Annotated in this window: 11 protein-coding genes; 3 read left to right on the top strand and 8 right to left on the bottom strand. The window is 64.2% G+C overall.

What is annotated here, in order from left to right; genetic code table 11:
• Window positions 1-71: 71 nt before the first annotated feature.
• The 8 genes from OPIT5_24595 to OPIT5_24560 all read right to left on the bottom strand — a co-directional run bounded on the left by OPIT5_24595 (window position 72) and on the right by OPIT5_24560 (window position 9,506).
• Window positions 72-983: a hypothetical protein gene (locus OPIT5_24595; GenBank protein AHF94742.1), complete on the bottom strand. Its 912-nt coding sequence runs from the start codon at window positions 981-983 to the stop codon at window positions 72-74.
• Window positions 984-1,302: 319 nt separating this feature from the next.
• Window positions 1,303-1,464, bottom strand: a complete 162-nt coding sequence (locus OPIT5_24590) for a hypothetical protein (GenBank protein AHF94741.1) — start codon at window positions 1,462-1,464, stop codon at window positions 1,303-1,305.
• Between the two features lie 240 nt (window positions 1,465-1,704).
• Window positions 1,705-2,787 carry a hydroxyacid dehydrogenase gene (locus tag OPIT5_24585; protein ID AHF92895.1) on the bottom strand — a complete coding sequence of 361 codons (1,083 nt, stop codon included), beginning with the start codon at window positions 2,785-2,787 and terminating at the stop codon, window positions 1,705-1,707.
• Window positions 2,788-2,799: 12 nt separating this feature from the next.
• Entirely contained in the window at window positions 2,800-3,909 is a 1,110-nt protein-coding gene (locus OPIT5_24580) for a LacI family transcriptional regulator (protein AHF92894.1), read from the bottom strand.
• A gap of 39 nt (window positions 3,910-3,948) precedes the next feature.
• A complete protein-coding gene (locus tag OPIT5_24575) occupies window positions 3,949-5,298 on the bottom strand; it encodes an acetyl xylan esterase (protein ID AHF92893.1) in 1,350 nt (449 codons plus the stop codon).
• 8 nt (window positions 5,299-5,306) lie between these two features.
• Window positions 5,307-6,968, bottom strand: a complete 1,662-nt coding sequence (locus OPIT5_24570) for an N-acyl-D-glucosamine 2-epimerase (GenBank protein AHF92892.1) — start codon at window positions 6,966-6,968, stop codon at window positions 5,307-5,309.
• Window positions 6,969-6,971: 3 nt separating this feature from the next.
• The gene (locus OPIT5_24565; protein AHF92891.1) at window positions 6,972-8,285 is read right to left on the bottom strand and encodes a hypothetical protein; all 1,314 of its coding nucleotides are present in this window, start codon (window positions 8,283-8,285) and stop codon (window positions 6,972-6,974) included.
• A 69-nt stretch (window positions 8,286-8,354) separates the two neighbouring features.
• On the bottom strand, window positions 8,355-9,506 hold the full coding sequence (locus OPIT5_24560) for an acetylornithine deacetylase (GenBank protein ID AHF92890.1): 1,152 nt from the start codon (window positions 9,504-9,506) through the stop codon (window positions 8,355-8,357).
• 63 nt (window positions 9,507-9,569) lie between these two features.
• Here OPIT5_24560 and OPIT5_24555 point away from each other — a divergent pair, with 63 nt between their 5' ends.
• The 3 genes from OPIT5_24555 (at window position 9,570) to OPIT5_24545 (ending at window position 12,466) form a co-directional block, all read left to right on the top strand.
• Complete coding sequence (locus tag OPIT5_24555) at window positions 9,570-10,634, top strand: epimerase (GenBank protein ID AHF92889.1); 1,065 nt, start codon at window positions 9,570-9,572, stop codon at window positions 10,632-10,634.
• An 80-nt stretch (window positions 10,635-10,714) separates the two neighbouring features.
• Window positions 10,715-11,761, top strand: a complete 1,047-nt coding sequence (locus OPIT5_24550) for a dihydrodipicolinate synthetase (protein ID AHF92888.1) — start codon at window positions 10,715-10,717, stop codon at window positions 11,759-11,761.
• On the top strand, window positions 11,762-12,466 hold the full coding sequence (locus tag OPIT5_24545) for a serine dehydratase (protein ID AHF92887.1): 705 nt from the start codon (window positions 11,762-11,764) through the stop codon (window positions 12,464-12,466). It abuts the gene before it with no gap.
• The last annotated feature ends 57 nt before the right edge of the window (window positions 12,467-12,523 follow it).

Genomic DNA, 12,523 nt, shown 5'->3' with positions numbered 1-12,523 from the left:
GCGATGGAACGCCGGGATATAGTTCGAAGCATCCCCGTCCAATATTGTCGTTTTTCATGATATCAACGTAGTCAGGAAGTGTGAGCGGGGTTTCGGAGGCGATTCGTTGCGGCGTAAACAAGTAATATCGCTGCGGCCAGCACGGCGACAGTCGCAGGTTCCGGAATGGTCGAAACTGAAATGGTCCAGGTGTCGCCATTGTCTGCAAGATCGAGCTGGCCTTGCACGGAACTGTCCAAGCGGATATGACCGCTTGAAATCAGACTGCGTACAAGACTCTCCTCTCCCCAATTGGTTTTTCCAAATGTCAGACTTCCCGTACCATCCCCGAAATTGACGAACTGTTGCGACGAAAACGCCCACTCCTCGTTCATCGTATTTATAAACACAGTACCACCACCGGAAATATTGATCTGCCCGGTGAGGTCCGTGCGGGCTCCCGTGGTGACCCTCCAGTCGAAAGTTTCCGTCACGGTAAAACTGCCTCCGTCAATGTTGAGGATATATCCGCCGTTAACTCCATCGTTTGCACTGGTGCTCTGTTGTCCTGCAAAATTCGCAGTGGTGACACTTCCCCGAATATCCCAGCGACTTGTTACTCCCGTGGCATTTTGCACACCCGTGCTCAGGGTTCCTGCGATATTCAGGATGCTGCCCGTTTCGACAAGAGCATTACGGGTATAGCCTCCCGACGAACTGCTGATCTGCACATCGCCCGTCACGTCAAGCCTTGCATTCCCGCTCAGGGTGAGCGCGTTGAAGGAGCCCGTTTTGGTTCCTGTCGGCGTGCCGCTCGTGTAGAACCGGATGTCTCCCGTTCTTGTCACCGTCACCTCTTTCGAAATCGTAACCCGGTCAAAGCGGGTTGCGGCATTGGTACCGATGGCTGCGCTTCCGGGATCGGGACTCCAGTTGGTCCGGGTCTCCCAGTCACCGTCTGTGGCGGAAGCCCATTCATAATTGGTCACCTGCGCCCGTATCACGGAGATGGAGGCTCCGGAAATCAGAAGAAGAGCACCAAACGTCTTCCGGATTCTGCCTGTTGGTTTTGTTGTATGAGGAATCATAAGGTTATCAGTTTCTGTAACGTTTTAGATTTTAGATCAGGATTTGTTCGGATTTGGTTGTTTTTGTTTTTCGCCGCAGTGTCGGCTGGTTTGCAGAAGCCTCGTAAGAAAAACCGGATTTACCCTCCGGGCGAAAGTCGGGTGCGAAGGTCAGTCCGCCAGCGAAGTTCTCTTAGCAAAAACGATGCCAGCAGTCGGGGTCTTCGCGAATCGGGAGCAGAAAGCATAAAAATGCTCATTTTTGCAGACGGGTTTCGAACCACTCCGGGTACCCGGACATGGACAGCGACAGCCTCACCGCCACGCCGGGCAAAACCAGTTCGCCGAGGCGGCAGGCGCACATCTCCCGTCCGATGAAAACCGCCACCGAAAAGGAACGGAAGCAGCCGATGATCAAAGAGTCTTTCCATAAGTGTGACAGTTTTCCGGCGAGAAGAGGATGTGACAAAACCCGGCGGTCAACCGCCGGAAGAAATTCGCAAAGCAGATCGTGTGCGACCCGGTCGCAGGACCGGAGACGATGGATGATGGAACAGGGGGAAAACAGGAGGCGGATAAAACCTGTAACGTTTCAGATTATCAGATCAAGAATTTTTTCGGGATTTCTTACATCGGACAGAGGTCTCCCTTTCCCGGCTCAGGTGGAAACATCATACCGTTGCAGCGAAACGGCGTCCGGCGGCGTCCCGCCTGCGAGCCAGGCGCGCAGGTTGTCCAGCGCCCGCCGCCCGCACAGCGGATACCAGTCGATCGTCGGGCCCGCCGTGTGTGGCAGGAGCGTGACGTTGCGCAGGCCGCGCAATGGCGAGGCGGGCGGCAGCGGCTCGGTCGCAAAGACATCCAGCCCGATCTGCACCTCTCCGCGCGCCGCCAGTTTTTCCAGGGCCGGGTCGTCGATGATCGGGCCGCGGCCGACGTTGACCAGCACCGCGCCGGGACGAAGGCCGGCGAGAATCGCGGCGTCCACGCTGCCGCGCGTCAACGGCGTGAGTGCCTCGACGACGATGACGACATCATTCTCGCGATAGAGCGCGGCAAGGCTTGCGGCCTTGCGGACGCCGTGCGCCGCAAAAACCGTTTCCGGCACCGGCTCCGAAAATGCCTCGATCTGCGCCCCGAATGGCGCCAGCAGCCGGAGCAGCGCGCGCGCCACGGCCCCGAATCCGTGGATGCCGACTTTCCGGCGATACAGGCCCAGCGGCAACGGCGCGCCCGGCGTGCGCCAGCCGCGATCGACGTGGAGATCCAGGGCGAACCGCGTCGCTTGGCGCAGGCACATCAGCGTGAGCATGAGCGCGCATTCGGCCACGGAAGGCGCCACTGCGTCGCCCCAGTTGCTCACCACCCCGCCGCGCTCGATGAAGGAGCGATCCACCTTCTTGCGCACCGACCCGGCCACATAACAGAGGTAGCGCAACGACGGGCATCGCCCGACCATCTCGCCGGCCAGCGGCGGCATTTTCCACCCGCCCACGATCACCTCGGGATCGATCCGGGAAAGCAGCGCCGCCCATTCCGGTGCGGAAAGTTTCTCGGGCATCGTATGCCAGTCGATCGCCACGGGATAATCGGCCCGTGTCAGGTCGTCGGGGAAAAAACGCGCGCGCTCGGCAGAGGACAGGGCGACCAGCACAGGGACGGGTCGCTCCGGGGCCGGCGCCTTCATCGTCGCGCCGCTGGCGGACAAACCGGAATGCAGGTCGGATGCGGATGAGATCATGGGAAATGCGGATCAGCCGGGCGGCCGCGTGGTCGCCCTCTGGATGAGGTTGAAACAGGCGTGACGTTCGCAGACGACCTGCGGCCGCTTCGCCGCGATCAGCCCGAGCGCGATCTGCGCGGCGCGGCGTCCGATAAACTCGTTGTCCTGGCCGACTGCCGTCACCGGGAGGCGGCCGGTATCGAACATCTCGTGATCGTTCAGGGAAAGCAGGGCGCAGTCGTCCGGAACGGAGATGTTTTCCCGGTCGAGGAAATCCAGGCAATTCGTCGCCACGGAGGAAGGATTACAGAGCAGCGCATCGGGCGCGGTTTTCGGATTGGCGAACAGCGCCGCGAGCGGAGCCTCGAATGTCGTGCCCGGCGGTTGCGAAAAGATTCCGGCCAGCGTCGTTTTTTTCCCGGCTTCGATGATCGCCTGCTGCACGCCGGCCAGTTTTTCCCGGGAAACCGGAGTACCGTAATCCCAGGTCAGATACGCGATCCGTTTCGCCCCGCCGGCCGCGAGATGATGAACGCCTTCCCGCGCCATCCCCTCCGAATCGAGATAAACTCCGGAAATGTTGTCCGGCGCGTCGGCCAGCCCGTGCACGGCGAACACCACCGGCACGCCGCTGGAAACGAGCGGCGCGTAGTTTTTCGCCCAGGGACCGATCGGCGTGGCAATGATCGCCTCCACCTGGTTGCGCATCAGGAAACGCAGTTCCTTGTGCTCGCGTTCGTTGTCGTAATCGTGGCTCACCAGCAGCGGCACCATCTCCTGCCCCGACCCGTCGAGCACCTGTCGCACGCCGGACAGCAACTGGGCGGGTGTGCGCGAGAGGCCGGAGAGAATCAGCCCGAGCATGCCCGAGCGGCGCAGGCGCAACGAACGGGCGTTGTGGTTGGGCGTGTAGCCGAGTTTTTCCGCCGCCAGCTTGATGCGCAGGATCGTCTCCTCGGCGAGGCCCACCGTGGCCGCCTTGCCGTTGAGCACCAGGCTCGCGGTCGACACCGCCACGCCCGCCTCCCGGGCCACCGACGCAAGATTGATTCTGGATGACATGGTCCCAGTCTGCCCGAGTTGCCCTCCGGAATAAAAGCTGTTTTCCAGCCGCAGGTTATACTTTTTTGCCGGTGTCATCATTTTTATCTATAACGATGCAGATCAATAAATAACCGTTTATTTCCGGATGAGGCCGGCGTGGGCGCGCACGGCGGCGCGCATGCGTTGTTTGGCTTCCGGTGTGTTTTCGTGGCCGGCGCCGATGTCGTCAAAAATCGCCTTCGTCCCCGGCACCGCGTTGAAGGCGGCGTAGACCGTGGTGGGCGGGCACGTGCGGTCGATGAACCCCACCGTGAACTGCGCGGGCGCCCGGATGCGGGCGGCGAAGTTGACCATGTCGTAATACCTTGCCGCCGCCAGCACGGCCGGATCGGGGATGCCCGGTTTTCCGGCGTCAGTCGCCAGCGTCACTGGCACCAGTTTCGGCCAACCGGCCACGCGTCCGGCCACCATGCCCGAGTGGTCGCACATCGCCGGCACGCCGGCGACGAGGAATGTCACCCGCGGATCGAGCGCCGCGCCCGCAATCGCCTGCGCGCCGCCCTGGCTCGTGCCATAGATGACCAGATGTTTCCCGTCCCACTCCGGCTGCGCGGCGAGCACGTCGAGCGCGCGTACCACGCGCAGGAACATGCCGCGAAAGTAAACGGTCTCCCGCGACTCGCGTCCGCGCAGCCGGTAGTCCTCGAACTCGCCCTTTGCCAGCGCCTGGTAGAACGATTCCGGTTTCCCGTTGGGCAGCCCGTGCGCGTTGATGTCGAGCGCCAGCAGGCCGTCCTTCGCCCAGCCGGCCGCCACATTGCGCATCGCTCCTTTCACACCTGCGCCGTGGAGCGTGAGAATCGCCGGAAGGCTCCGTGGCTTCGCTCCGGCCGGGCGTGCCAGATAACCGGATACAAGTGTCCCGCCCGCACAATCGGCCTGCACGTCCAGCAGTTCGACGCCGGCGACAGGCGAGGCCTCGGCGGCAGGCGAAAGCCGCAGGTTGGCCGGCACTCCGGCCAGTTCCGCCTTCTGTTCATCCCAGAAAGCATCGAAATCCACCGGCGCCGGCAGGCTCGGCCTGATCAGGCGCGGAGAAATTCCAGCGCCGGCCAGCGCCGTCACGTTTTTCCCTTTGCCCAAGGAAGCCGGCGATTCGACGCGGCATTGCAGGAAGCCGGGCTCATCCAGAGTGCCCGTTACCCGTGCTTCCCCCTTTGCGACCGTGGCGATACCGGTCCGGACTGGCGCCACGCCATCCTTCGACAGCGTCCAGGTCACTTGCTCCCCGTCCACCGGCGTGCCGGCGTCCGTCAGCCGGATGACAAACGTCACCGGCTGACCCGGCTCGTAAAGCGCCGTCGCCTGCTCCGCGCGAACCGAGAGCGCCCGGGTTGCCTCTCTGCCCTTCGGCGTTGCTGCCGATAAAACCGTCGCCCAGGCGAGTGCCGCGATCAGAATCTGAAAAGAAAATGCCGTTTTCATGGTCGTATTCAGAACAGTTCCCCTTCCGTGCTCCTCTCCGTATCTAGCCACGGAAGACAATCGATCAGGCTCAACCCCGTGTGATACCCGGGGTCGGCGTCCGGCGTCGCCGGGATCGCCCGGGCCACGCGCCCCTCTGCGTCGAGGCACTGCACCGCCAGCAAACCGCGTTCGCGCTGCACAAAATGCTCCGCAAACGCATTCCAGCATTGGATAAAAACCGATTCCAGCGCCCGGCGTTCCACCGCGGCCTCACCGTCATCGGCCGCATCCAGCGTCAGCGCGCCGAGCGCTGCCGCGCGCATCGTTTCGGGCAACGACCACCAAGGCCTGTCCGTGTTGATCGGCCGGCGCGCCCGGAGATCGAAAGACTTGACGATGCCCGACCCGGCAAAACCGTTGGCAAAATTTTGCCGCAACACCGAACGCAGGCGTGCCTCCAGTGGGGCATCCCTGACGCCGGTTTCGTGCAGATGCGCGAAAGCCAGTCCGGCAAATTCCGTCGCGTGCCCGGGATCAGACCACACGCGGCCTTCCGGCGTCGCCCACGGTGCGCCGTCCGTACCGGTGAACTCCCAGAAATCGCCCTCCGAAAAGTGGCGCGGGCGTCCCGCTTCTGACGTGGCACGGGCTTCCAGCCCGTGATTCTGGCGTGGCACGGGCATCCTTGCCCGTGAGTGTTGCCTCTCCGCAGAGACCGGAAACAATCCGGCGGCGTTTTGCTGCTGATCCGTCCACGGCCAGGATGGCCGTGCCACTTCGGATGCGGGCGGGACGCCCGCGCCACTTCTGCCCGTCGCTCCGGTCTGCACATGCCGCTCCAGTATCCACCGGACAAACTCCAGCCCCAAATCGCGGTAACGCCCGTCTCCCGTGCAGCGCCAGAACACGGTGGCGGCGCCAATTCCGATCATGCGACCGGCATGCGAAAAACGCCCCGGCACTTCCTGCACCGGATTTTTCGGATCGAGCGCCACCTGACCGAAACGGAACCGCCCCGCGCGCAAATCAGCCACCACGTCCTCCAGCAACGCCCCGGCCTCGTCCGCCAAGGCCGCTTCACCCAGCACATCCGCGGCCGCCATCAGCCCCTTGGCGTAGAACAGGTCGCTCAACGAACAGGCCCGCGCCTCGCCTTGTTCCCCTCCCCTTCCCGCCGCCTCATCGGCCGCCACCACGCGGCCGACGGTCTCCACGGTCAATGCACGTCCCTCCGGAGTCATCATGAACGGCAGTCGTCCGCCGTTGCTCGCCCGCGCCGCCTCCATGCTCCGCACCACCCGGTGCAGCAGCGGCCGGATGTTTTGTGACAACAAGTCTCGCAGATCGGCGTCAATCGACGACTCCTGCTCCGCCCACCGCAAGTGACCAGCCAGAGCTTCCAGTCCCCTTCCCTGGATCCACGTATAAACCGTCCCGGGTCCCCGCAACGGATCATCCGCAGCGAAATCAGCCCCCGTCACCAGATCGAATTTCGTATCGATAAACGGATACGTCTCTCGCTGACGGCCGAGCACCGTCTGCAACCCCGACAATACGAGCAGCACCACATCGTTCCGCAGCCGCTGACGGGTCTTGCCGTCCAGCACGCCCGTCACGGCGCTGCCAAAGCACCCGGCTCTTCTTTCCACCGGCATGCCAAAACAGAGCGGCGATATCGCTGCAGTCATCATTCAGTCCCCTTGGCCCGGCAGTTCGGACGACGAGAAGTAGACGGGACTCACCGCCCCCGCAAATCGCAGCAACCCCATGATCGCGTAGCCGCCCGAGCGGAGATTCGAGATATCCGGATCGAGCGTGTAGTGTTTCGTGAATCCGCGAAACGCACCGTCGGCATCGCTGCCCGGCCGCACGACCTGCAACCCGAGCACATATTCCGCCGCGCGCTTCATCGCCTCCTCCATCGGCAAGTCCGACCCGCAGGCCCGCGCCGCCAGCATTTCCACGAGCACGCTGCCGCCCGCCGCCGGAATGGAGTACCCGGCCGCGCCACCCGGTCCGAAACCGCCGTCCGTACGCTGGCTTCGCATCATGTGACGTAAAAACCGCTCCGCGGCCTCGAGATATTCGCGTTTTCCGGTGAGTCGCCACGCCTCCACGTTGGCGAGGGCACCGAAGTCGTCGTTGTATTCGTGCATCCGGATCCAGCCGACCGGCGCCACATCGTGCGGCACCTCGTCATCCGCCAGCGGCACGCGGCGCTCGATGTCCACCATCACACGCACACTGCCGTCCGGCATGAGATTCTGCCGGTTGTAGAGATCGAGAATGCTGCGCATTGTCTCAAGATATCGCGTTTCACCCGTCACCGCATACATCCGCGCATAAAAGAAGGCGCTGCCGCTGTGAAACGAGGCATGCCAGCGCGGGAACGCATCGAACGTCCGGTAGCTGACTGTCCACCGCGGATAACCCGCATCCATCCCGTGTTCGATCAGCCAGTCCGCATAGATTCCGGCGCGGGTCCGGGCCTCGCCGTCGTCGGCCACCACCGACCAGTCGAGCAACGCCCACGCCGCCGTCAGCGCATCGCGGGGGTGAAATTTGTCGGTCTGCGGTGTATCCTCGTGAAACGTGCCGAAAAACCGCGGCAACGTCGGCGAAAACTCCTGCAACGAGCGCAGATACTCCACCGCCCGCCCGGCGCTCGCCAGGTAACGCTCGTCGCCAAAAACCTGATACCCCGTGAGCAGGGCCTCGATGCCGACGCCGGTGATCCAGTTGGTCGTGCGGGAAAGGGCTTTCTCCTCACGACAGTCATAGATGTAGGCAAAACGCCCGCAATCCGCGGACATCACATCCGTGACCTGGTTGCGCACGATAAAATCCAGCCCCCGCCGGGCTGCCTGCAATGCCCGCTCGCGCAGCTCCGTCCCTTCGCCGGAGTCCGGCAAAACCGCCACGCCACCCGACACGTCATCACTCAAGTTACTATGATTCATTTTGTTAAGATAGAAGAGCGGAATCGGGTCCGCCCCGGATGCCATCTGAATCAAATCCTGAAACGTTTTAGATCAAGCTGTTTTTTCTCTTTTCCCCCACACGCTCTGGAAAATTCATGTTCCGGCTCCGGATACCTCGTCGATAAAGGCCCCCAGCGCCCGCGCGCCCTCCTCCAACGCGGCGACCTCGATGAACTCGTCCTTCGTGTGCGCCTGAGCGATCGAACCCGGGCCGAAGGCCACCGCGGGCGTACCGTGGGCGTTGAGCACATTTGCATCCGAAAACCAGGGCGCCACCTCCACGCCTTTCGCATGCGCCGCCAGTTTTTTCACCCACGGATGGTCCGCCGCCAGCGCGAACGGCGGTCCGTCCCGGTGCACGCGCACCTGCAAACCGCCCGCAGCCTCCGCCGCCTGCACGCGCGCCAGCACCTCGTCGTTTGGCATTCCCGGATGCGTGCGGATATCGAGCCCCGCCCGGCAAACATCGGGCACGATGTTCAGTTCGCCACCGCCCGACACCACGCCGAGGTTGAGTGATGCTCCGCCGAGATCCGGGTGCCGCGCCGCCGCCAGCAGCGGAGCCAGTTCTTCCTGGCAGGCGCGCAGAAACGGCAGCAGCCGGTAAATCGCATTGTCGCCGCGCTCGGGAGTCGCGCCATGGCACGCCCGGCCCGCCGCCTCCACCCAGACGCGCAACACGCCCTTCTCCGCGCGCACGATGCGCAGGTCCGTCGGCTCCAGGGCCACCGCAAAATCCGCGCGAAAGCCCGACCTGCACAGCGCCTTCGCACCCGTGCTCATCTCCTCCTCTCCCATCGTCGCTGCGAATACCCAAGTGACCCGCGAGCGCTCCGCACCGGGGCTTCGCAACCATTGCGCCAGCGCCCACAACGCCGCCGCCATCGGCCCTTTCGTGTCACACGCCCCGCGGCCATAAACCCGGCCCTCCCGCACCTCCGGCGCAAACGGCGGGATCGTCATCCCGGCCACGCCGACCGTATCCAGATGAGGCACCAGCGCCACCACCGGCGCATCCTGCCCTTCCCTCTCCCCGCGCGCCGGGAAACGCCCGACGACATTGGGCCGCCCGGGTTGCACCTCGGTCACCGTCACCTCGCCGCCGAGCACCCGCAACAGGCCGGCCACATAGTCGGCCATCACCTGCTCGCCCGGTGCCGTCCCGCCCGCATCGCCCTCGGGCGATACACTCGGGCGAGCCACCAGTTCGCAAAGCAGTTCGACGACAGAAGACGGAAATTTCATCTGGACCGAAAGCGTAAACCGGACTTGCAATCGGTCAACTTGTAACTAACTGGATACTTAATTATGACCGCAGCCGCCACCTCCGCCACCCTCCTTCCCCCCCCGCCCTGCACACCCGACATGGCGGACGATTTTCTCTCCACGCCGACGCCCGCCGTCGTCGCCGCGGTGGCCGCGCTTCCCGCCGGTCCGGTCGCGATTCTTGGCGCCGGCGGCAAGATGGGACTTCACCTCAGCCTCATGCTGAAAAAGGCCGCCCTCGCGGCCGGACAACCCGGACGCCGCATCATCGCCGTTTCCCGCTTCGCCACCCTGCGGGATCGCGACAGCTTTACGGATGCCGGTATCGACACCATCCCCTGCGACCTTTCCGTGCCGGTCAATGTCGAGGCGCTTCCCGATGCGCCGACGGTGTTCTTTCTCGCCGGCGTCAAGTTTGGCACCGCTACCTCGCCGCTGCTCCTCGAGCAGATGAACGTCACCGTACCGAAACTCGTCGCCGCCCGGTACAAAAATTCACGCATCGTCGCCTTCTCCACCGGGTGCGTCTACCCCTTCGCTCCCGTCAACACCCGCGGCTGCGCCGAATCCACACCCGTCGCGCCCGTCGGCGACTACGCGCAGTCCTGCCTGCGTCGTGAACAGGCGTTCGCCGCCATGTCGCGCGACGCCGGCACTCCGGTCGTCCTCATCCGGCTCAATTACGCCGTCGAGTTCCGCTACGGAGTCCTCGTCGATATCGCGACCAAAGTCCGCGACGGCCTGCCCGTGGACGTCACCATGGGCCACGTCAATGTCATCTGGCAACCCGACGCGCTCGGCCACATCATCCGGTCGGCCTCCGTCGCGGCGAGCCCGGCCGTGCCGCTCAACATCACCGGCGCCGGCGTCCATCGCGTCCGCGATCTCGCCGCCACTTTCGGCGCGCTCTTCGGTATCACGCCGGTCATTACCGGTGAGGAGGCGCCCACCGCGTGGCTCAATGACGCGTCGCACTCCCATCATCTCTTCGGTCCGCCGCCAACCTCGCTCGATACGATGCAGCAATGGATCGCGAGCTGGCTCGCCACCGGCGGCCATACCTGGGGCAAACCCACCGGCTTCGAAAAACGCGACGGCAAATTCTGAGCCGCAAAACCAGGGCGCACACCTCAGGTACAAACTTCCAACTGCCAACTCCACACGACCGGTTTCCGCAACGCATCCCCATGCATTCCATCGACGATATCAGAAAACACCTCCTCGCCGGCCAGGCCATCCCGGCCCTGCCGCTGGCGCTCGATCGCCGCCGCCGCTGGTCCGAACGTCGCCAGCGCGCCGTCATGCGTTATTACATCGACGCCGGCGTCGGCGGCATCGCGGTCGGCGTCCATTCGACGCAGTTCGAAATTCGCGAGAAAAAGCACGGTCTTTTCGAACCCGTGCTGGCTCTCGCCAGCGAGACCATCACCGACTGGCTCGGCCGACGCCCGCGCCCGTTTCTCCGCATCGCCGGCCTCTGCGGCCGCACCCCGCAGGCCGTCGCCGAAGCGGAAACGGCGGTCCGCCTCGGCTACCATGCCGCGCTCCTCAGTGTCGCCGCGCTCAGGGACGAAGACGAGCGCACCATCGTCCGCCACTGCGCGCAGGTCGCCCGGACGATTCCCGTGATCGGCTTCTATCTCCAGCCAGCGGTCGGCGGACGCACGCTCAGCTACCGTTTCTGGAGAGCGTTCGCCGACATTCCGAATGTCGTCGCCGTGAAGATGGCGCCCTTCAACCGCTACCAGACGCACGACGTCATCCGCGCCGTCATCGACTCCGGCCGCGAGGACATCGCGCTCTATACCGGCAACGACGACAACATCATCGCCGATCTCCTCACCCCGTTCGAATACGCCGGCAAAACCCGGCATATCGTCGGCGGCCTTCTCGGCCAGTGGGGCGTGTGGACCGAACGCGCCGTCGCCCTTCTTGCCGAAATCAAAAAAGCCCGCGCCCGGCCGAAACTCGACGCCGCCTGGCTGACCCGGGCCGCCGCGCTCACCGATGCCAATGGCGCCGTCTTCGACGTCGCCAACTCGTTCGCCGGCTGCATCCCGGGCATCCACGAAATCCTCCGCCGCCAGAGGATTTTTGAAACCACTGCCTGCCTCAACCCGCACGAAAAACTCTCGCGCGGCCAGGCCGCCGAACTCGACCGCGTCACCCGCGCCTGGCCGTGGCTCGTGGATGATGCGTTTGTCCGTAAAAACCTCCATCGCTGGTTAAAGTAGATGCCGCTCTCCGCCTTCGATGTCATCGGGCCCGTCATGGTCGGTCCTTCCAGTTCGCACACGGCCGGCGCGGTCCGTCTCGGGCTCATGGCGCGCCATCTGCTCGGCGAGACCCCGTGCCGCGCCGCGCTCACCCTGCACGGATCGTTCGCCGCCACCGGGCGCGGCCACGCCACCGATCGCGCCCTCCTCGCCGGCCTGCTCGGCCTTGCGCCCGACGACGCCGCGCTGCCGCGTTCCCCCGAACTCGCCACCGCAGCCGGCCTCGCCTTTACGTTCGCCACCGAAGACTTCGGCGAATCCGCTCACCCCAACACCGCCCGCATCCATGTTTCCGCTACACCTCCGTCCGACGCTGCCCCGCACTCTGCAATCCGCACTCCGCACTTAACCATGACCGGCGCCTCGCTGGGCGGTGGCATCATCGAGGTTTCAGACATCGACGGCTACGCCACTTCCTTTCGTGGCGATCTCGATACGCTCGTCTGCTGGCACGAAGACAAGAGCGGTTTTCTCGCTCGCATCACCGCCATCGTTGCCTGCGTCGAGGCCAACATCGCCACCCTTCGCACCTCGCGTTCCGGCCGGGGCAACCATGCGCTCACCGTCATCGAAACCGATGGTCCGCTTCCCGCCGATGCGCTCAGCCTCCTCTCGCGCATCCCGTGGCTCACCCGTCTCCGCACCGTGCCGCCGTTGCCATGACCCCTCCCCCCTCCCCCTCCCGGGAATCCGGTGCGCCATTGCACGTCAGCTCATGGG

This window comes from Opitutaceae bacterium TAV5 (assembly GCA_000242935.3).
In the GTDB taxonomy this organism is placed as follows: domain Bacteria; phylum Verrucomicrobiota; class Verrucomicrobiia; order Opitutales; family Opitutaceae; genus Geminisphaera.
The sequence above is the reverse complement of the archived record's forward strand: the minus strand, read 5'-3'. Positions and strand labels throughout refer to the sequence as shown.